Genomic DNA, 20,006 nt, shown 5'->3' on the forward strand with positions numbered 1-20,006 from the left:
TTCACGAAAGCCCCCAGCATCGCTGGGGGCTTTCGTCGTTTTCCGACCCTTCCCACATGCGCCTGTCGGATGCTGTTCTCTCCGTAGTCGATTCGCTGTGGGTTCGCCGCTGTAGCGTGCGTGCTCTCGACGTCGTCCGGCTACGGAGGTTGTGCGGTGTGGGCAAAATTGGTGCGTCTCGGGTTACTGCTGCTGTTCACCATTTCGCTGCCCGCGCTGCCCGCGCTGCCCGCGCTGCCCGCGCTGCCCGCGCTGCCCGCGCTGCCGGCAGCGCACGCGGACACGGATCTGCCCACCGAGATATCCGGCGGGACATGGAAATCCGGTCATGTGCAGGGCATCGCGATTGATACCCGCAAGGGCTTCATGTACTTCTCGTTCACCGATCTGCTGGTGAAAACAGATCTGAACGGCGCGGTGATCGGTACGGTGACGGGATTCACCGGTCACCTCGGTGATCTGGCGTTCGACGAACGGGACGGCCGGGTTTACGGCTCCCTCGAATACAAGGCCGCTTCCGCGTTCTATATCGCGATCATCGACGTCGACCGGATCGATCAGCAGAACATGGACGCCGAAGCCACGGGCATCGTCAGCACCGTGTATCTGCGGGAAGTGGTGGCCGACTACACCGCTGACATGAACGGTGACGGAAAGTTCGACGGTGACGTCGCCGCGACCGCGGATCACCGGTACGGGTGCAGCGGCATCGACGGTGTGGCGTTCGGTCCCGCGTTCGGCAGTCGCGACGGTGCGCCGAAACTCACTGTCGCCTACGGGATCTACTCCAACAACGGTCGCACCGACAACGACTATCAGGTGCTCCTGCAGTACGACACCGCGAACTGGCGTGCGTACGAGCGCCCGCTCACCCAGCGTGCCCCGCACACCAGCGGGCCGCAGACGCCGGACGGAAAGTTCTTCGTCCGCACCGGCAACACCACCTACGGCGTGCAGAACCTCGAATTCGACGGCCACACCGGAAACTGGTTCCTCGCCGTGTATCCCGGCAAGAAGCCGCAGTTCCCGAACTACCCGTTCTTCATCATCGAGGCCGGTGCTCAGCCGCAACGCCAGGACCTCGCCGGCCAGCCACAACCCGAACAAGGGTCCGTGCTCCCCTTGGCACCAGGCGGCCTACAGGACGAACGATCGGGCACCCGCGGCTGGAAGTTCACGGCACCCTACGGTCTGATCGCCCTCGGCGACGGCCGCTACTACGTAGCGACCTCGAGCACCTCGAAATCCGACGGCACCACATACCAGTCCGGCGTCGCCCATCTGTTCCACTGGACCGGAAACACTCCGACACCGTTCGAGAAGATCGGTTGAGCACTGCCGCGCACTTCTCGTCACCCCGCGCACTTCTCGTCACCCCGCGTGCGTGTCAGTCGACCGACACGCACGCGGGACGCTGAAACGTGCGCGGGACGCTGAACGCTGCGAGATGCGGTCCGGTGTCGCTCACCTGTACGGGGGCCGAGTGCGCTCCGGCGTTGTTCGAGAAGGGCGAAGGGTAGCGATGCGGCGCGTGTCGCTGGGTGGCGTGCCACGATGGGACGGCATCGGTCTCGGAAGGGCCGAGCATCGGCCTCGAGGAGGGCGCGTGTCGGACAGCCGTGCAGAGGATCCGTTCGGGGGGCGTGCGCCGACCAGCCACGAGCGGATGACCGGCTTACCCTGGGACGCTTCGTATCATGACGGCCCCGCACCCTGGGACATCGGCGGTCCGCAGCCCGCGATCGTGCAGGTCGCCGCGTCCGGCGGATTCACCGGGGCAGTACTCGACGCCGGTTGCGGCTCCGGAGAGAACGCCCTGCACCTCGCCGCGCTGGGCCTATCGGTGCTGGGAGTCGATGTCGCCGAAACAGCTTTGGCCATTGCCCGCGCGAAGGCCGCTGCCCGTGGACTCGCCGTCGAGTTCACCATGGCCGACGCATTCGAGCTGAGCCGCCTCGGGCGCATGTTCGACACCGTACTCGACAGCGGAATGTTCCACACCTGCGACGCCGACGAACAGCTCCGCTACGCAGACAGCGTCGCCTCGGTGACCAACCCCGGCGGCACCCTCTACATCCTCTGCTTCAGCAACACCGGCCCCGACCCCGGCCCCCACCCCATCAGCCAGCAAGCCCTCACCGCCGCATTCGCCACCAACTGGGCCATCACCGCAATCGCCCCCACCCGAATCCACACCACCTTCCACCCCACCGGCGCCCCCGCCTGGCTAGCCACCCTCCACCGAACCTGACCAATCCCCACCCCACATCCCAGCCGCAGAGGTGCCTTCCAAACGGTGCGCACGCTCTGTGCTCACTGCGCCGGGCGGTCCTCGAGGTCGTCGTGATAGACCTCGTCTTCAGGCTCGCGGCCACCTCGCCGCACGGCCGTACGCGGAACCACTGCTTTCATCGGGACGTCGGGACAACTCCCGGAGAAGGCGCCACCTTCGTCGTCCTCACCGGAGACGCCGGGCCGGGTTCCGGGTCGTCCGGAGGCGAGGGGTCAAAGGACCGCGAGGGTGGTGGTCAGGTGGCGGGCGGCTTCGGTTACGGCTGAGATGTATTCGTCGCGTTCGGGTTTCGTGGTGGAGGGTTGGAGGGGGCCTAGTTGGACTTCGTGAGTGGCGGTGCCGGCGGGGTCGAAGACGGGGGCGGCGAGGTAGCTGAGGGGGAGGGGGCCGGGGGAGTCGAGTTCGGGCTGGGTGAAGGGGCGCGCGGTGAGTTCGGCCAGTTGGCGCAGGGCGCGGGCGCGCAGATGCGGTTGCAGGAGTTCGGTGCCGACGGCACCGAGCAGGTCGGCGAGGAGGTCGACCAAGCCCGCGTCGTCGGCGCGGGGACGGAAGACGGCGACGCCGCGGGCGCGGACGAGGGTGAGCAGTGCGCCCGCCGTGCGCCGGTCGGCGCCGGTGGCGGTGCGGATCCAGGCGTTCTGTTCGGCGGCCGGACGCCACGGCATGACGCTGGCGCCGGCCGGGAATTGCAGTGGAATGCGGTGTCCGACCGGGATTCCGGGGACGACGCGGGTGCGTCCGTGCCGGATGTCGAGGACGGTGAGCCGATCGGGTTCGATGCGGCTGAAGGTGGCGCCGAATCCGGTGCGGGCGGCGAGTGCGGCGAGTACCTCGCCGACGCCGGGCGGTAGTGCGGCACTGGACAATCCGGCCAGTTCCGGGCCGATGGTGTAGCCGCGCTGCGGGTCTCGGCGCACCCAGCCTGCTGCGGCGAGTTCGCTGAGGATCGCGGTCGCGGTGGCTCTGGCGATGCCGAGGCGTTCGGCGATGCCCGCGACACCGATCGGTTCGTTCGCGGTGGTGAGCAGCGAGACGATGTCGACGACCCGGCGGGTCGGCGGCGACGCGGACCGTTCCGGCATGACGGGACCTCTTGTTTCTGCTCGGGTGGGCAACCTACGATGTGTCGAATATTAGATCACCGAGCGTCGAATATTCGACACTCGTGGATTTCGGCGGGGACGACCCCGCATCGGATGGAGCGCGAATGATCCTGGATCGGTTCCGGATAGACGGACAGGTCGCCATCGTGACCGGCGCCGGCCGCGGCCTGGGTGCGGCGATCGCACTGGCCTTCGCCGAGGCGGGTGCGGATGTGGTGATCGCGGCCCGCACGAAGAGCCAGTTGGACGAGGTGGCCGAGCGGGTGGCCGCGACGGGACGGCAGGCGCATGTCGTCCCGGCCGACCTGAGCGATCTCGACACCACCGCGGCGTTGGCGGCAACTGCGGTGGAACGTTTCGGCAGGCTGGATATCGTGGTGAACAATGTGGGCGGCGCGATGCCGTGCACACTGCTCGATACGACGCCGCAGGCCCTGGTCGACGCGTTCAATTTCAACGTCACCAACGCGCACGCACTGGTGTGCGCCGCGGTCCCGCGCATGCTGGAGACCGCGGGCGGCGGTTCGATTCTCAACATCACCTCCACCATGGGCAGGCTGCCCGGCCGCGCGTTCGCCGCCTACGGCACCGCCAAGGCGGCGCTGGCCCATTACACGAAACTTGCCGCGCTGGACCTGAACCCGCGCATCCGCGTGAATGCCATTGCGCCCGGCTCGATTCTGACCTCCGCGTTGGAGATCGTCGCAGGCAACGAGGCGATGCGTACCGAACTGGAGACCAAGACGCCGCTGCAACGAATCGGTGACCCCGAGGACATCGCCGCGGCCGCCCTGTATCTGGTGTCTCCCGCGGGCAAATATCTCACCGGCAAGGTCATCGAACCCGACGGTGGTTTGATCATCCCGAACCTCCATCTCCCGATTCCGGATCTGTGACATGACTTATCGCGTAGTGCAGTGGGGTACAGGCAACGTCGGCCGGCACGCGCTGGCCGGTGTGATCGCCAATCCCGATGTGGAATTGACCGGCGTGTGGGTGTCCGGTGCGGCGAAGGCGGGCGTGGACGCGGGAACGCTGGCCGGGCTGGAACATTCGGTGGGGGTGCCGGCGACGACCGACGCGGACGCGTTGCTGGCCACCCGGCCGGACTGCGTCGTCTACTGTTCGATGACCGACAACCGCCTGTTCGAGGCTGTGCAGGACCTGCAGCGGATTCTCCGCGCGGGCGTCAATGTCGTCGCGTGCGCACCGGTGTTGTTCCAGTACCCGTACGGCGTGGTCCCCGACGAACTGTTGAAGCCGGTGCAAGAGGCTGCGGCGCAGGGCAATTCGACCCTCTGGGTGAACGGCATCGATCCGGGTTTCGCCAACGATCTGGTGCCGTTGGCCTTGGCGGGCACCTGCCTGCGCATCGATCAGCTGCGCTGTATCGAGATCGTCGACTACGCCAGCTACGACAATCGTGAAGTCATGTTCGACATCATGGGTTTCGGCAAACCGCTCGACGATATCCCGATGTTGTTGCAGCCCGGCGTTTTGTCGCTCGCGTGGGGCGGTGTGGTCCGCCAGCTGGCCGCGGGCATCGGCGTCGAACTCGACGCCGTCACCGAGACCTACGAGCGTGTGCCTGCGCCGCATGCCTTCGATATCGTCACCGGCCATATCCCCGAAGGTTCAGCTGCCGCACTGCGTTTCGAGGTGCGCGGCATGGTCGGCGACACCCCGGTCACCGTGCTCGAACACATCACCCGGCTGCACCCCGACCTCTGCCCCGACTGGCCGCAGCCGGCGCACCGGGAGGGCTCGTATCGGGTGGAACTGACGGGCGAGCCGAGTTACGCCTTGGACCTGGTCACCTCGAGCCGCAACGGCGACCACAATTACGCCACCCTGGTGGCCACCGCCATGCGTATCGTCAACGCGATCCCGGCGGTGGTGCAGGCGCCCGCGGGCATCATGACCGCACTGGACCTGCCGCTGATCACGGCACCGGCCCAGCGTCATTCGCGGGAGCGATAGCGTTCGAGCAGCCGGACGTGCGACGGCTCGAGTTCCTCGATGCTGGCCACGCCCAGGAGTTTCAGTGTCCGCGACACCTGGGTGCGCAGGATGTCGATGGCGCGGTCCACGCCGGGTTCGCCCCCGGCCATGAGTCCGTAGAGGTAGGCGCGCCCGATCAGGGTGAAGCGGGCGCCGAGCGCGAGGGCCGCGACGATATCGGCGCCGTGCATGATGCCGGTGTCGAGGTGGATCTCCATGTCGTCGCCCACCTCGCGGACCACCGAGGGCAGCAGATGCAGCGGCACCGGCGCGCGATCGAGTTGCCGCCCACCGTGATTGGACAGCACGATGCCGTCGGCGCCGAGACCTGCGAGTCGTTTCGCGTCGTCGACGGTCTGCACGCCCTTGACCAGTAGCCGTCCGGGCCATTGCTGCCGGAGCCAGGCGAGGTCGTCGAAGGTGACGGTGGGGTCGAACATCGAGTCGAGGAGTTCGGCGACGGTGCCCGACCAGCGGTCCAGCGAGGCGAAGGACAACGGTTCGGTGGTGAGGAAATCCCACCACCACCATGGGCGGCGCAGCGCGTCGAGCGCGCCGGACAGGGTGATCGAGGGCGGCACCGTCATTCCGTTGCGCACATCCCGCAGTCTGGCGCCCGCGACCGGCACGTCGACGGTGACGACGAGGGTGTCGAAGCCGGCCTGCGCGGCGCGTTCGACCAGCGCGATGGACCGGTTCCGATCGGTCCACATGTAGAGCTGGAACCAATTGCGCGCGTCGGGACCGGTCGATGCCGCGACGTCCTCGATGGCGGTGGTGCCCATGGTGGACAACGTGAACGGAATTCCCGCTCGCTCGGCGGCCCGCGCTCCGGCCGCCTCGCCGGCTGTGTGCATCATCCGGGTGAATCCGGTGGGCGCGATGCCGAACGGCAGCGCGGCGGTGCGTCCGAGTACCTGCACCGAGGTATCGGCGGAGCTGACGTCGCGCAGGATGGTGGGCCGGAACTCGAGGTCCGCGAACGCTTCTCGGGCCCGGTCGAGACTGATCTCGGCGTCGGCGGCGCCGTCGGTGTAGTCGAAGGCGACCTTGGGGGTGCGCTTGCGGGCCAGCTCACGTAGATCCCAGATCGTCTGGGCGCGCGCGAGTTTGCGTGCACGACCACCGAACGGGCGCTCGAATTTCAGCAGTGGCGCGAGTTCCCTGGGCCGCGGCAGCCTGCGCGCGGTCATCGCGTGGCGGCGCGTAGCCGCAGCGAGTGCATACCGGCGTCGACCTCGAGCATGGTGCCGGTGATGGAGGCTGCCCCGGGCCCGGCCAGGAAGGCGACGGCGGCGGCCACCTCCTCGGCCGTGACCAGCCGTCCGTGCGGTTGCCGGGCGCGCAGCGCGGTGAGCTCGGCCGCGGGATCCGCACTGGCCGCGAGAAGCCGCTGCACCCACGGTGTGTCGACGGTGCCGGGGTTGACGCAGTTGACCCGGATGCCCTCGCCGACGTGGTCGGCGGCCATGGCGCGGGTGAGCGAGAGGATCGCGCCCTTGCTCGCGCCGTAGGCGGCCCGGTTGGGCAGTCCGGTGGTCGCCGCGATCGAGCAGGTGTGCACGATCGCGGCCGAGGGCGACCGGCGCAGATGGGGGAGCGCCGCGCGGGAAACGCGCACCGCACCGAAAACATTGACCTCGAACAGATTTCGCCATTCGTCGTCGCTGTTGTCTTCGATCGTGCCCTGCGCGCCGATACCGGCGTTGTTGACGACGATATCGAGGCGGCCGAACGTTTCGTGCACCCGTGCGACAGCGTCGCGCACCGACGCGTCGTCGACCACATCGCAGTACAGGTTGATGCCCCCGGACGGCGGAACGTCACCTGGGTCCCGATCGAGCACCGCGACTCGCGCGCCCGCCGCCGCGAGCGTGTCGGCGATGGCCTTTCCGATCCCGGACGCACCGCCGGTGACCACGGCTACCAGTCCGTCGAACTCGTCGTGCGACGACATACCGACCCCTCGCTCTCGCCTCGCCCCCGAGGCGATGGCACGCCTCGAACAGGTCCGATGTTTACCCCTGGCGAACATAACACCGATCGCGCCGGAACGCGCCAGATTGCCACGGATAAACCAGGATTGACGAATACTCACACCCCTTGCGTCGGAAGACATCCGATGTATAGTCGTGACCCAGATCACTTTCTGGAACGAGGATCATCCCATGGCGCACCTCACGGCGCTGGACACCTTCGACGTCCGGTTTCCGACGTCGCGCGAGCTGGACGGCTCGGACGCGATGAACCCAGACCCCGACTATTCCGCGGCTTACGTGGTGCTGCGCACCGATGACCCGGCCGGACCGCAGGGGCATGGTTTTGCGTTCACCATCGGCCGCGGCAACGACGTCCAGCGGGTCGCGATCGAGTCGCTGGCCGCGCTGGTGGTCGGCCGTTCGGTCGCCGAGATCGCCGGGGACCTCGGAGGATTCGCCCGCGCACTCACCGCCGATTCTCAACTGCGTTGGCTCGGCCCGGAAAAGGGCGTCATGCACATGGCGGTCGGCGCGGTGGTCAACGCCGCGTGGGATCTCGTGGCGAAGCTGGCCGGAAAACCGGTGTGGCAGTTGGTCGCCGAGATGTCGCCGGAGCAGATCGTCGACCTGCTCGACTTCCGGTATCTCACCGATGCGCTCACCCCGGAAGAAGCGTTGGAACTGCTGCGGCGCGCGGAACCGGGTCGGCAGCAGCGAATGGACCGGCTGCTCGCGACCGGATATCCGGCATACACCACCTCGCCGGGGTGGCTCGGCTACTCGGACGAGAAGCTGGTCCGGCTCGCCCGCCAGGCGGTGGCCGACGGTTTCCGCACCATCAAGATCAAGGTCGGCCGCGACGTGGACGAGGACGTGCACCGGTTGCAGATCGCCAGGGCGGCGATCGGGCCGGATATCGGCCTGGCGGTGGACGCGAATCAGCGCTGGGACGTCGACGCCGCGGTGCAGTGGATCTCCCGCCTGGCGCCCGCCGACCCGGCCTGGGTCGAGGAGCCGACGAGCCCGGACGACATCCTCGGCCACGCCGAGATCCGCCGTCGCGTCGCACCGGTGCGGATTTCGACCGGCGAGCACGGCCAGAACCGCATCCTGTTCAAGCAACTGCTCCAGGCCGGCGCGGTCGACATCGTGCAGATCGATGCGGCCAGGGTCGCCGGGGTGAACGAGAACCTGGCAATCCTGTTGCTGGCGGCCAAGTTCGGGATTCCGGTCGTGCCGCACGCAGGCGGCGTCGGGCTGTGTGAGCTGGTACAGCACCTGGCGATGATCGATTACGTCGTGGTCTCCGGCAGCGTCGAGGGCCGCGCGATCGAGTTCGTCGACCATCTGCACGAGCACTTCCGATTTCCGGTGCGCGTGGTGGGTGGGCACTACCTCGCGCCACGTGAACCGGGCTTCAGCGCCGAGCTGCTGCCCGCGTCGCTGCGCGAGTACGAATACCCGACGGGAGCCGCCTGGCGCGCCACGCCGTCCGCACACCACCAGGAGAATTCATGAAAACCGCCAGCCTTGTCGGCGTCGCGCTGGGCGCTACCTTGATCATCGCTTCGGGTGCCGCGTGCTCGCGCGAATCGGTCGGCACCGAGACCGGCCCGGCCGTCACCGTGGGCAGCGGCGCGGACAACGGGGTACTGGTCGGCGCGGACCAGCCCCGGTCGGACTCCGACTTCTGGAGCGCCTACGCGGGCTACCTCGGCCCGAAGGCGGCGTCGGCCGGGGTGAAGCTGGAGAACACCTCGTCCGACAACGACGCCAACCGGCTCAAGTCCAACGTCGACACTCTGCTGTCGAAGAACGTCGCGGCGATCATCATGGCGCCGCAGGACACGGCCGCGGTGAAACCGGCTCTGGCCGCGGCCGCCGCGAAGAAGGTGCCCGTGGTGAGCGTGGACACCCGGCCCGACAGCGGCGGCGTGTACATGGTGGTGCGGGCCGACAATCGGGCCTACGGCACCAAATCGTGCATCTACCTGGGCGAAACCCTGAAGGGCGCCGGCAAAGTCGTCGAATTCCAAGGTGACCTGAGTTCGATCAACGGACGCGATCGCTCGGAAGCGTTCGCCGACTGCATGAAGACGCGCTATCCCGGGATCGAGGTGATCGAGATCCCCACCGATTGGAAGGGCGATCGCGCCGTGTCGGGTCTGCAGGACAAACTGCTGACCGACCCCGATATCAACGGCATCTACATGCAGGCGGGCGGCGTCTTCCTGCAGCCGACACTGGCGCTGCTGCGGCGCAGCGGAAAACTGGTGAAAGCCGGTGCGCCAGGGCATATCACGATCGTCTCGAACGATGGCATCAAGGCCGAGTTGGATGCCATCACGGCGGGCGAGATCGATGCGACCATCTCCCAGCCCGCCGATCTCTACGCGCAGTACGCCGCGTTCTACGCGAAGGCCGCAGTCGAGGGCCGCACGTTCACGCCGGGGCCGACCGATCACGGCTCGACCATCATCGACACCGGCGTCGGCGGCACGCTGGAGGATCAGTTGCCTGCGCCGGTCGTCACCCGCGCCGGAGGCAAGGTGGGCGAACTCGACACAGTGCCGCCCACCGCGCCGGGACTGTGGGGTCACGGCGGATGAGCGGCGAACCGATCGCGGAGGCGATCGAGGTATCGAAACGCTTCGGCCGCAACGTGATCGCGCTGAACCGGGTCGGGCTGCGGGTGGCGGCGGGGCGCACGCACGCGCTGGTCGGCCGCAACGGCGCCGGGAAGTCCACGCTGGTGTCGATTCTGACCGGGCTCGCAACTCCTGATGAGGGGGAGGTGCGGTTCAACGGTCGCCCGGCGCCCGCGCCCGCCGACCGGGACGCATGGCGCGCCAGGGTGGCGTGCGTGTACCAGAAGTCGACGATCATCCCCGATCTGTCGGTGGCGGAGAACCTGTTCATCAACCGGCAGGGCCTGGACCGGCGGATCATCAACTGGCGCAGGCTTCGTGGCCGCGCCCGGGAGTTGCTCGACACCTGGTCGGTGCCCGTCGACGTGGACACCGTCGCCCGTGACCTGTCGGTCGAGCACCGCCAACTGGTGGAGATCGCCCGGTCGCTGTCGTACGGCGCGCGTTTCATCATCCTGGACGAACCGACCGCGCAGCTGGACGGACCGGCGATCAAGCGGCTGTTCGACCGGATCCGAGATCTGCAGGCGCAGGGCGTCACGTTCCTGTTCATCTCCCATCACCTCGACGAGACCTACGAAATCTGCCAAGACATCACGGTTTTCCGGGACGCCGAGCACGTGCTGACCGCCCCCGCCGCCGAACTGGGCAAGCAGGACCTGATCGCGGCGATGACCGGTGACTCGGTGGAACTGCAGACCGCCGCCCCGCGCGGCGCCCCTGACCTGGCCGCGACGCCCACGCTCCGGGTCGAGGGACTCAGCGGCGCAGGGGAGTTCACCGACGTGACGTTTCAGGTGTCCCCGCGCGAGATCGTCGGCCTGGCGGGCGGCGGTAGCAGCGGGCGGATCGAGGTCGCCGAGACGATCGTCGGATTGCGCAAGGCCGCAGCGGGTTCCGTGCTGGTGTCCGGGCGGATGCCGCCGCGCGGCGGGGTGCGGGCGGCCCTGGACGCAGGTATCGGTTTCGTGCCGCGGGATCGCCACGAGGAGGGACTGATCCCGGAAATGAGCGTCGCGGACAACGCCACCCTCACGGTGCCGCGCCGCGTGGGCCGCCTCGGGCTCCTGTCCCGCCGGACCCGGAACGCGGTGGCGGACCAGGCGATCGACGCGCTCGGGATCAAGACGTCCGGCCCGGACCAGAGCGTCGCGGAGTTGTCCGGCGGCAATCAGCAGAAGGTGGTCTTCGCCCGCGCGCTGGCCACCGACCCCGCGGTGCTGGTGCTGATCACACCGACCGCGGGCGTCGATGTCCGATCGAAGCAGACCCTGCGCGCCGTGGTGCGGGCCGCCGCCGACCGGGGTACCGCGGTGCTGGTGGTCTCGGACGAGCTGGACGATCTGCGCGACTGCGATCGCGTCCTGGTGATGGTGCAGGGCCGGATCGCTCAGGAATTCGAGAAAGGCTGGGGCGACAAGGAACTCGTCGCCGCCATGGAAGGACTGTGATGACCCCGACCACGACCGGCCAGCAACCGGCGACCCGTACTGCCGCCGCGCGCCGGGGTGCGCCGGTCACCGTGCGCTGGGGCGCACTGCGCGATTTCCTGCTCGTGCCGCCGATCCTGCTCGTACTGGTGGTCGGCTACTTCATCAACGCCAGCTTCGTCTCACCGGCCAACCTCACCAATGTGCTCACCACGATGAGCGGTATCGCGCTGCTGGTGCTGGCCGAGGTGCTGGTGCTGGTGGTCGGGCGGATGGACCTGTCGCTGGAGTCGACGTTCGGGCTGGCGCCCGGCGTCGCCATCTGGGCCACCATGGGCACCGCGAAAGTCGGCGCCTTCACCTGGACTTCGCCGTGGATGACCATTCCGCTGGCCCTGCTCGTCGGACTGGCGGTCGGCGCGGTGAACGGGGTGCTGATCGTCCGGTTCGGGTTGAACGGGTTCATCGTGACCTTGGCGATGCTCATCGCGCTGCGCGGCCTGCTCACCTTCCTGACCGAAGGTTTCACCCTCACCAAAATTCCACCGTCGGTCGAATGGCTCGGTAACACCAGGGTATTCGGCGTCCCGGTCGATGTGGCGCTGTGCCTGCTCCTATTCCTGGTGGGGTACCTCGTGCTCACCTATACGACGGCCGGGCGCGCGCTGTACGCGGTGGGCGGCAACGAGGCCGCCGCGCGGGCCGCGGGCATCCGCACCGATCACGTCGTCATCGCGGTGCTGGTGGTGGCGGGCGGGCTCGCCGCCATCGGCGGGTTGATCTATTCGGGGCAGTTCGCCAGCGTGCAGGTCAGCCAGGGCGACGGCATGATCTTCCAGGTGTTCGCGGCCTGCGTGATCGGTGGTGTCGCACTGAACGGCGGACGTGGTTCAGTGCTCGGCGCGTTCTTCGGCGTGCTGATCCTGACGTTGATCCAGAAGCTGTTGTCCTACGGCGGCGTCAGTGCCGACTCGCTGAAGTTCATCAACGGCGCGCTGATCCTTGTCGCCCTCGTGATCACCCGCGTCGCCAGCGGGCGGCGACAGGAGTGATCATGACTGATCTGACGGACATCGTGCTCGGCGGCGCGGGATACGCCGGGCTGTACCGGGCGGTGGACCCTGCGGACGCGCACGCCGCATTGTCCGCCGCGTGGCACGCGGGCATCCGATCCTTCGACACCGCACCGCATTACGGTGTGGGCAGCGGCGAAGAACGCCTCGGCGAATTCCTGCGCACCCGTCCGCGCGCGGAATTCACCGTGTCCACCAAGGTCGGTCGGCTGCTCTACGACGATCCGCAGGCCGCCGATGGCGCCGACGGCTTCTACGGCGCCCCGAAACGCTCCCGGCGGCGGGACTATTCGGCGTCGGGCGTCCGCCGGTCCCTGGAGGACTCGCTGACCCGGTTGGGCCTGGACCGGGTGGATCTGTTGCTCATCCACGATCCGGAAGATCATCAGCCGGAGGCGCTTTCGGCGGCGGTGCCCGAGCTGGTGCGGATGCGGGACGAAGGCCTGGTCTCCGGTATCGGGATCGGCGTCAATTTCGTCGATCTCGCGCTGCGCTTCGTCCGCGAAGCTCCGATCGATCATGTGCTGATCGCCGGTCGCTACACCCTGCTCGATCGTGGCGCAGAAGCCGAGCTGCTGCCGGAATGCGGCCGGCGCGGCATCCGGGTGCTGGTCGGCGGGGTGCTCAACAGCGGCATTCTGGCCGATCCGCAGCGTCGGGCCACCTTCGACTATCACCCGGCGGACGGCGAAATCATCAGCAAGGCGCGTGCGATGGCGCGGCTGTGCGCGGAATACGAAGTGCCGCTGCGTGCGGCGGCACTACAGTTCCCGCGCAGGCACCCGGCGGTGACCCGCACGGTGGTCGGCGCGAGCACCCCGGACCAGGTCGCCGACACCGTCGCGATGCTGAATCACCCAGTCCCCGAGGAGCTCTGGGGTGCGTTGGCGGGGCGCGGATGATCCGATGCGTGCCCGCTGCTCTCGCACACCCGCGCCGGCACGCGCAGCGGGTGCGCAATATCGCGTCAGGGTGCGGCGCGGCGCAACCACTCCATCACACCCGCCACGTGGGCGAGGGCGCGCGCGTGCGCGAGTTCGGGGTCGTGGGCCGCGATCGCGTCGCAGATACCGCGGTGCTCGGCGACGGTGCGCTCGAACGCGCCTTCCTCGGTGATACCGCGCCAGATCCGGGCCCGCATGGTGGGCATGGACAGCGATTCCAGCAGCGAAGCCAGCACCTTGTTACCCGAGGCGGCGGCGATCGCGGCGTGGAACTCGAGGTCGAGCGCGACCAGATCCGTGACCGAGGAGTGCTCGGGCACCACCAGGGTGCGCAGGTGCTCGACCTGGTCCTCCGACATCGACTGTGCCGCAAGGGCGGTCGCGGCGGGCTCGAGAATGCGCCGCACGCCGAGAATGTCGAGCACCGAGTCGTCCTGGTGGAATTCGAGCAGAAAGCTCATCGCGTCCAGCAGCGACTTGGGTTCCAGGCTGGACACATACGTGCCGTCGCCCTGGCGCACGTCCAGGATGCGCACCAGGGAGAGCGCGCGGACGGCTTCGCGCAGCGAGTTGCGCGAGACCCCGAGTTCGGCGGCGAGGTCGGCTTCCCGGGGCAGTCGGGAGCCGGGCTCGAGATCGCCCGAGATGATCATCGCCTTGATCTTCGCTATCGCATCGTCGGTGACCGACACCCTGTTTCCTTCGACCTCGAGGATGTGAACGTATGCCTCCGATGACTGTAGACGCCCACATGCATGTCTGGCGGGTAGACGGGGGAGAATTCGACGTCGAGTACGACTGGCTGACAGAAACATCCGATGTTTTGTACCGCAACTACGCCCTACCGGATGTGCAGCCGGAGTTCGCCGAGCACGGGATCGGCGCGCTGGTGCTGGTGCAGGCTTCGGATTCGGCGGCCGAGAACCGCGCGCTGCTGGCAGCCGCCGCCGCGACACCGTACCCGGCCGCTGTGGTCGGCTGGCTGCCGCTGCGTCGGCCCGAGGTGGTGGCCGCCGAACTGCCCCGCCTGCGTGCGCATCCGGAGTTCGTCGGCGTCCGGCACATGATCCACCGCGATCCGGATCCCGAATGGCTGCTGCGGCCAGAGGTTTCGGACAGCCTGACGTTGCTGGCCGAGGCGGGCCTGGTCTTCGACGCGGTCGCCGAGCGGCCGGATCTGCTGGCCCAGGTCCCGGTGATCGCGCACGCGCATCCGGATCTGACGATTGTGCTCGACCATCTCGGTAAGCCGCCGATCGCCACGGGCGCGCGGCAGCCGTGGGCCGACCTGCTCGCCGACGCGGCGGCCGCGCCGAACGTGATCGCCAAGATCTCCGGCCTCGCGACGGTGTCCGGCAGCGAAATCAGCGCCGCGCGTTGGCAACCCTATGTCGATCACGCCCTCGAGGTCTTCGGGCCGGGACGGTTGATGGTGGGCGGGGACTGGCCGTTCACGCTGACCGCCGCGTCGTATCGAACCGTATGGCAGACCACCTTGGCGACCTTGGCCGCGCTGGATCCGGTCGATCGGGTGCAGATTCTTACCGAAGTAGCCTGGCGCACTTATCAATTGCCGCTGGCTCCGACCTGGATGACCGAGGGGGTCACCGAATGAAGTTGCAGCGCATCGGCGAACGCGGTGCGGAGCGACCGGTGGTGGTCGACGGCGCGCACGCTTACGACCTGACCCCGCTCACCCGGGACATCGACGGCGAATTCCTGGCCGCGGACGGCATCGCCGCCACCGCCGCCGCACTCGCGGCCGGTGAACTACCTCGCGTCGAGATCGACGGCCAGCGCATCGGCCCGCCCGTCGCGCGGCCGCAGGCGGTGTGGTGCATCGGCATGAACTACGCCGCCCATGCCGCGGAATCGGGTGCGGCGCCGCCGCGGACGCCGGTGGTGTTCTTCAAGACCCCGAACACGGTGATCGGACCATACGACGACGTGCTGATCCCGAAGGGGTCCGAAAAGACCGACTGGGAAGTGGAACTCGCGGTGGTGATCGGGAAGCGCGCCCGCTATCTCGACTCGGTCGAGCAGGCGCTGGATTACGTCGCGGGTTACACGGTGTCCAACGACGTCTCCGAACGCGCGTTCCAGCTGGAGGAGTCGGGCGGCCAGTGGTCAAAAGGCAAGTGCTGCGAGACCTTCAACCCGCTCGGGCCCGCCCTCGTCCCGCGCGATCGGCTCGATCCGGCGAACCTGCGCCTGCGCTCCTTCGTCAACGGCGTGGCGCGGCAGGACTCCACCACCGCGGACCTGATCTTCGATGTCGCGTATCTGGTCTGGCATCTGTCGCAGTACGCGGTGCTGGAACCGGGCGACATCATCAACACCGGCACACCGGCCGGGGTGGCGTTGTCCGGCCGCTACCCGTACCTGCGCGCCGGTGACCTGGTTGAGGTCGAGATCGAGGGCATCGGCAGGGCCGGACAGCGCTGTCGTGCCGCGGGGTGATGAAACCTATTTCGTCGCAAGAACTTCCAGCGCGCGGTCCACGTCGTCGGCGCTGTTGTACAGATGGAACGAGAAACGCAGGCCGCCGTTGCGCGCGGAGGTGATGACGTCGGCGGCTTCCAGCCGCGCCTGCACCTCGCCCGCACCGGGCACCGTGACGATCGGGGACTGCTTGGCGACGTAGTCGAGGCCCAGTTCGGTGAGCCCCGCGCGGAAACGGTCCGCCAGCGCGAGGTCGTGCGCGCCGATCCGCTCGACGGTCAGTTCCTCGATGAGCGCGATGCCCGCGGTCGCCGCGATGATGCCGAGCAGGTCCGGGGTCGAGTCGAAGCGCCGGGTGGTCTTCGGCAAGGCGACCGGGTTGTAGAGCTCCGCCCACCGATCCTCGGCGGCGTACCAGCTCGGCCCGACCGGACGCACCGACTCGGTCGCCTCCGGCCCGGCGGCGAAGAAGGCCACCGAACGCGAGCCGATCAGCCATTTGAACGTCGCGCACACCCAGTAGTCGGCGTCGGCGAACGACAGCGGCAGCCAGCTCGCCGCCTGCGTGGCGTCCACCAGCAACCGGGCGCCGTAGGCATCGGTCGCCGCGCGCAGCGTGGACAGGTCTGTGGTGCGTCCGTCCGCGGACTGCACCACGCTCACCGCGACGAGTGCGGTCTCCGCGCGCACCTCCTCGGCCAGGCGCTCCAGCGGCACCGTCCGCACCCGGAGATCGCCGCGATGCAGAAAAGGCATGGTGACAGAGGAGAATTCGCCTTCGGCGACCAGGACCTCGGCCCCGGACGGCAACGCGACCGCGACCGGGCCGATCAGCGGGCCCGCACCACTGCCGAGCGCGATATCGTCCGCGGTCGCACCCGCCAGCAGCCGGGCGTAGGCGGTCCGCAGCTCGGGCACCAGGTGGTCCTGCGTCATCGGCCCGCCCCGGCCGGCCGCCCATCGGGCACTCGCATCCCGTACCGCGGCCAGCGCGCGCTCCGACGGCAACCCGTACGAGGCGGTGTTCAGGTAGGTGACTTCGGGAGAGAACTCTTCGGGCGCAAGCGAGGACATACCGGTAGCCTGCGCCGTCGCGCCCGACCCGTCCAGCACCAGCGTCCCGAAACTGGACCGATCGCGGGCGCGCCGGTACGTCCCGATTGGTCGGCGGAATCCGCTTTCGTGTATTCGACCGTTCTGTGTCATGTTGTCCTGTTGGGTAATTCGGCCGTTCGCCGAATCGGCGCACCGTCGAAACCTGTGTGAAAGATGGGTGAATTCGCCGCACGCCCGCGGCCTGTCATCGGTCGCGCCAAGTAATTCCCGGCGATCGTTGGCGCATGCGAACCGAGAAACGATTCAACCGATACCTGGTCGGCATTTCCCTTGTCGCCGCAGGAATTACCTCGACGGCTTTGGCCGCGGGTGTGGCGTCGGCGACGCCGCCGAATATCCCGACCAAGGCCACGGCGCAGTCGATGCTGGACGGGATCGCCGTCGCGCCGGAGGGGGCGATGACCGGATACTCGCGGGACAAGTTTCCGCACTGGATCACCGTCTCCGGCCAATGTTCAACCAGGGAAACCGTTTTGATGCGCGACGGTACCGGCGTGAAAGTCGGCGCGGACTGCTATCCCACCGCCGGCTCCTGGTATTCGCCCTACGACAGTGTGACCGTGACCGATCCCGGCGCGGTGGATATCGACCACGTGGTGCCGCTGGCCGAAGCGTGGCGCTCGGGTGCTTCCGAATGGACCACGCAGCGGCGCCAGGATTTCGCCAATGACCTGAATCACCCACAGCTCATTGCCGTATCGGCGTCGTCGAACAGATCCAAAGGCGATCAGGATCCGTCCCAGTGGTTACCGCCCGCCACGGGTTATCGCTGCACCTATGCGAAGATATGGATCGCCTCGAAGTCGGCCTGGCAGCTTTCCGCGCAGCAGGCGGAAAAGAACGCTCTGCAACAACTCCTGAACGGATGTGCTTCATGAGCAACGAAATGACCACTACCCTCACCGCGGCCCCCGGCGGCATCATGACCGACGAAGTAGGCGTCATCACCGGCGAGGTCGAGATCCGTTCCACCGTCACCGAGTCCGGCCAAGCCACCGCACAGACCCGCTACGCGGGCGCGGACGAGTGGTACACCATCAGCGAAGCCGCCGAACACCTCGCCTCGCCCACCGAACTCCCGATCTACCACACCAAACTGGTAGCCAAATACCTCGGGCCCGAACAGTAGGCAGTCTTCTTTGCAGGCAGCAAGATCAGGTTCTCACCTGCGCTGATCACGATAGTTTGAGCATTTACTAGAAGAGTCTTGACTCGATTAGTGGATGCTGAGACGCTGTTCTCGTGTGGACGAGAGATGTTGAGCTGCCGACGGTGCGGGGCGGGTTCCCGGAGTTGTCCGGTGTCATCGAGCGACGGCTGCTGGTGAACTACCGGGTCGACCCGGCCGTCATCGCGAGGGTGCTGCCCGCGCCCTTGCGCCCGCAACTGGTCGGGGAGTGGGCGGTCGCCGGGATCTGTTTGATCCGGCTCGGGCAGTTGCGGCCGAGCGGGCTGCCACGCTGGGTCGGGTTGCGCAGCGAGAACGCGGCGCATCGGGTCGCGGTCGAGTGGGACGGTCCGGGCGGACGCGGGACGGGGGTCTACATCCCACGCCGTGACACCGGCTCGGTGCTCAACGTGCTGGTCGGCGGTCGGCTCTTTCCGGGCGACCACGAGCACGCACGGTTCCGGGTGCGCGAGACCGCCGACGATGTGCAGGTGGCCTTCGCGAGCCGGGACTCGGCCACGAAAGTGCACGTGGACGTCCGGCGGACGACAGGGTGGCCGGGCAGCGAGCTGTTCGCCGATCTGGCGCAGGCTTCGGAGTTCTTCCGTCGCGGCTCGGCCGGGTACTCCGCGACCCGCGGCGGAGCCGAGCTCGCCGGACTCGAATTGCGCACGGACGCATGGCAGGTCGAGCCGGTCGAGGTCGCCGCGGTGCACTCCACGTTCTTCGATGACGCGGAAGTCTTCCCGCCCGGCAGCGCGCAACTCGACGGTGCGCTGCTCATGCGCGACGTGCCGGTCACCTGGCACCCCCTCGCACCATTGCCCCTCGCCGCGCGGGGCCGGAACCGGTAGTACGTCCCAGTTTGTCGGACCCCCGTGTCACGCTGGGGAAGTACCAGCGCTCGACGGCCGGAGGGGAACGATATGGCCGACACCGACGACCGTGCCACGGTCCGACTCGTCACACACTGCCGCCGCTGCCACGGCTGGCTCGTCTCGGCCGATTCGGTAGCCCAGGGCATCGGGCCGACCTGTGCCGTTCGCGAACGTGCCGAACAACGCGCGAACCGAGAACTGACCCTGTTCGACATCGCAGCCTGACCGGGGCGACAGGCGGCCCCGGCCAGGGAGCAGCTGCCGCCGTTATGCCTCGGCGCCGGCGAGCAAGGCGCGCTTGGCTTCCGCGACGCACTCTGCCCAGGGGCGGTCGAGTTCGATGACGCCCTTGTCGCTCATGAACGCGCTGGACACGACGACGTCCGGAGTGAGGGCGGCGAGCAGGTCGAGGGTGGTGAGCAGGGTGTCGCGGTCGCTGTGGCCCTCGATGTAGCCGGCCCACCAGGCGCCGTTCTCGCCGAGGATCAGGGTGTCACCGGTGAAGAGATGGCGTTTGCCGTCGATCATCGCGAGATAGCAGGCGCTGCCCGCGGTGTGGCCGGGCGTCGGGATCACCTCGAGTCCGGCGATCGCGGTGTGCCGGGTGTCGAACGGATCGTCGACGGTGGTGACGGTGACCTCGCCCGCGTCCGCGCGGTGGATGTGCAACTGCGCGCCGAAGCGTTCGCGGACGAGCGCGAGCGACGAGGCGATCTCGTCGCGGTGGCTGAGGTAGTGCTGGGCGACGCCGCCGAGTTCGGCGATCTTGTCGAACTCCTCGGTGCGCGTGGTGTTGTAGAACAGCACGTTCCCGTCGGGTGTGGTCCAGAGATAGGCGTGCGTGTTCAACCCGGGGAAGGGGCTCAAGGTCTCGGTCTCCCACAGATTCGCGGTGATCTGGTGCATCGTCTGTTCCTTCCGTGCGTGGTCT

At 68.0% G+C, this 20,006-nt stretch carries 21 protein-coding genes; 15 read left to right on the forward strand and 6 right to left on the reverse strand.

Annotation, left to right across the window (positions count from 1 at the left end):
- Positions 1-156: 156 nt before the first annotated feature.
- Positions 157-1,332 (forward strand): hypothetical protein, encoded by a 1,176-nt coding sequence (locus NBRGI_RS27750; protein ID WP_029900149.1) that lies wholly within the window; start codon positions 157-159, stop codon positions 1,330-1,332.
- A gap of 334 nt (positions 1,333-1,666) precedes the next feature.
- Positions 1,667-2,251, forward strand: a complete 585-nt coding sequence (locus NBRGI_RS27760; protein ID WP_036561180.1) for a class I SAM-dependent methyltransferase — start codon at positions 1,667-1,669, stop codon at positions 2,249-2,251.
- 254 nt (positions 2,252-2,505) lie between these two features.
- Here NBRGI_RS27760 and NBRGI_RS27765 read toward each other — a convergent pair whose 3' ends face one another.
- Positions 2,506-3,375 (reverse strand): helix-turn-helix domain-containing protein, encoded by an 870-nt coding sequence (locus NBRGI_RS27765; protein ID WP_029900152.1) that lies wholly within the window; start codon positions 3,373-3,375, stop codon positions 2,506-2,508.
- A gap of 125 nt (positions 3,376-3,500) precedes the next feature.
- Between NBRGI_RS27765 and NBRGI_RS27770 the strand changes: the two genes are divergently transcribed.
- Together NBRGI_RS27770 and NBRGI_RS27775 are read left to right on the forward strand one after the other, a co-directional pair.
- On the forward strand, positions 3,501-4,292 hold the full coding sequence (locus NBRGI_RS27770) for an SDR family oxidoreductase (protein ID WP_029900153.1): 792 nt from the start codon (positions 3,501-3,503) through the stop codon (positions 4,290-4,292).
- A gap of 1 nt (position 4,293) precedes the next feature.
- Complete coding sequence (locus NBRGI_RS27775) at positions 4,294-5,376, forward strand: NAD(P)H-dependent amine dehydrogenase family protein (protein ID WP_029900154.1); 1,083 nt, start codon at positions 4,294-4,296, stop codon at positions 5,374-5,376.
- On the opposite strand, the gene NBRGI_RS27780 is transcribed toward NBRGI_RS27775, so the two are convergent.
- Both NBRGI_RS27780 and NBRGI_RS27785 read right to left on the reverse strand, forming a co-directional pair.
- Positions 5,358-6,590 (reverse strand): alpha-hydroxy acid oxidase, encoded by a 1,233-nt coding sequence (locus tag NBRGI_RS27780; protein WP_036561183.1) that lies wholly within the window; start codon positions 6,588-6,590, stop codon positions 5,358-5,360. The two genes, NBRGI_RS27775 and NBRGI_RS27780, sit on opposite strands and share 19 nt — an antisense overlap.
- Positions 6,587-7,354 (reverse strand): SDR family NAD(P)-dependent oxidoreductase, encoded by a 768-nt coding sequence (locus tag NBRGI_RS27785; protein ID WP_029900156.1) that lies wholly within the window; start codon positions 7,352-7,354, stop codon positions 6,587-6,589. Before NBRGI_RS27785 ends, NBRGI_RS27780 begins: the two co-directional genes overlap by 4 nt.
- Before the next feature lie 211 nt (positions 7,355-7,565).
- On the opposite strand from NBRGI_RS27785, the gene NBRGI_RS27790 reads away from it, so the two are divergent.
- The 5 genes from NBRGI_RS27790 to NBRGI_RS27810 are packed head-to-tail and all read left to right on the forward strand — an operon-like array spanning position 7,566 to position 13,429.
- The gene (locus tag NBRGI_RS27790; protein WP_029900157.1) at positions 7,566-8,894 is read left to right on the forward strand and encodes an enolase C-terminal domain-like protein; all 1,329 of its coding nucleotides are present in this window, start codon (positions 7,566-7,568) and stop codon (positions 8,892-8,894) included.
- On the forward strand, positions 8,891-9,985 hold the full coding sequence (locus NBRGI_RS27795; RefSeq protein WP_029900158.1) for a sugar ABC transporter substrate-binding protein: 1,095 nt from the start codon (positions 8,891-8,893) through the stop codon (positions 9,983-9,985). The genes NBRGI_RS27790 and NBRGI_RS27795 overlap by 4 nt, the downstream gene beginning before the upstream one ends.
- Positions 9,982-11,475 carry a sugar ABC transporter ATP-binding protein gene (locus tag NBRGI_RS27800; protein ID WP_029900159.1) on the forward strand — a complete coding sequence of 498 codons (1,494 nt, stop codon included), beginning with the start codon at positions 9,982-9,984 and terminating at the stop codon, positions 11,473-11,475. The genes NBRGI_RS27795 and NBRGI_RS27800 overlap by 4 nt, the downstream gene beginning before the upstream one ends.
- On the forward strand, positions 11,475-12,506 hold the full coding sequence (locus tag NBRGI_RS27805) for an ABC transporter permease (RefSeq protein WP_029900160.1): 1,032 nt from the start codon (positions 11,475-11,477) through the stop codon (positions 12,504-12,506). The genes NBRGI_RS27800 and NBRGI_RS27805 overlap by 1 nt, the downstream gene beginning before the upstream one ends.
- Before the next feature lie 2 nt (positions 12,507-12,508).
- Positions 12,509-13,429: an aldo/keto reductase gene (locus NBRGI_RS27810; protein WP_029900161.1), complete on the forward strand. Its 921-nt coding sequence runs from the start codon at positions 12,509-12,511 to the stop codon at positions 13,427-13,429.
- Between the two features lie 65 nt (positions 13,430-13,494).
- On the opposite strand, the gene NBRGI_RS27815 is transcribed toward NBRGI_RS27810, so the two are convergent.
- Positions 13,495-14,163, reverse strand: coding sequence for a FadR/GntR family transcriptional regulator (locus tag NBRGI_RS27815; protein WP_029900162.1), 669 nt, complete (start codon positions 14,161-14,163; stop codon positions 13,495-13,497).
- A gap of 41 nt (positions 14,164-14,204) precedes the next feature.
- Between NBRGI_RS27815 and NBRGI_RS27820 the strand changes: the two genes are divergently transcribed.
- Both NBRGI_RS27820 and NBRGI_RS27825 read left to right on the forward strand, forming a co-directional pair.
- Positions 14,205-15,086 carry an amidohydrolase family protein gene (locus NBRGI_RS27820; protein WP_235211128.1) on the forward strand — a complete coding sequence of 294 codons (882 nt, stop codon included), beginning with the start codon at positions 14,205-14,207 and terminating at the stop codon, positions 15,084-15,086.
- Positions 15,083-15,931 (forward strand): fumarylacetoacetate hydrolase family protein, encoded by an 849-nt coding sequence (locus tag NBRGI_RS27825; protein WP_029900164.1) that lies wholly within the window; start codon positions 15,083-15,085, stop codon positions 15,929-15,931. Before NBRGI_RS27820 ends, NBRGI_RS27825 begins: the two co-directional genes overlap by 4 nt.
- Positions 15,932-15,937: 6 nt before the next feature.
- On the opposite strand, the gene NBRGI_RS27830 is transcribed toward NBRGI_RS27825, so the two are convergent.
- Positions 15,938-16,987 (reverse strand): aminotransferase class V-fold PLP-dependent enzyme, encoded by a 1,050-nt coding sequence (locus tag NBRGI_RS27830; protein WP_029900165.1) that lies wholly within the window; start codon positions 16,985-16,987, stop codon positions 15,938-15,940.
- A gap of 341 nt (positions 16,988-17,328) precedes the next feature.
- Between NBRGI_RS27830 and NBRGI_RS27835 the strand changes: the two genes are divergently transcribed.
- The 4 genes from NBRGI_RS27835 to NBRGI_RS48550 all read left to right on the forward strand — a co-directional run bounded on the left by NBRGI_RS27835 (position 17,329) and on the right by NBRGI_RS48550 (position 19,300).
- Entirely contained in the window at positions 17,329-17,907 is a 579-nt protein-coding gene (locus NBRGI_RS27835) for an HNH endonuclease family protein (RefSeq protein ID WP_200882228.1), read from the forward strand.
- The gene (locus NBRGI_RS44315) at positions 17,904-18,158 is read left to right on the forward strand and encodes a hypothetical protein (protein WP_036561186.1); all 255 of its coding nucleotides are present in this window, start codon (positions 17,904-17,906) and stop codon (positions 18,156-18,158) included. Before NBRGI_RS27835 ends, NBRGI_RS44315 begins: the two co-directional genes overlap by 4 nt.
- 113 nt (positions 18,159-18,271) lie before the next feature.
- Positions 18,272-19,051 (forward strand): DUF2071 domain-containing protein, encoded by a 780-nt coding sequence (locus NBRGI_RS27845; protein WP_235211129.1) that lies wholly within the window; start codon positions 18,272-18,274, stop codon positions 19,049-19,051.
- A 72-nt stretch (positions 19,052-19,123) separates the two neighbouring features.
- Positions 19,124-19,300, forward strand: a complete 177-nt coding sequence (locus NBRGI_RS48550) for a DUF6011 domain-containing protein (RefSeq protein ID WP_014984330.1) — start codon at positions 19,124-19,126, stop codon at positions 19,298-19,300.
- Positions 19,301-19,342: 42 nt separating this feature from the next.
- Here the strand turns inward: NBRGI_RS48550 and NBRGI_RS27855 are convergent, their stop codons facing one another.
- Entirely contained in the window at positions 19,343-19,981 is a 639-nt protein-coding gene (locus NBRGI_RS27855; RefSeq protein ID WP_029900169.1) for an MBL fold metallo-hydrolase, read from the reverse strand.
- Between the last annotated feature and the right edge of the window lie 25 nt (positions 19,982-20,006).

This window comes from Nocardia brasiliensis IFM 10847 (assembly GCF_000710915.1).
Lineage (GTDB): Bacteria > Actinomycetota > Actinomycetes > Mycobacteriales > Mycobacteriaceae > Nocardia > Nocardia brasiliensis_A.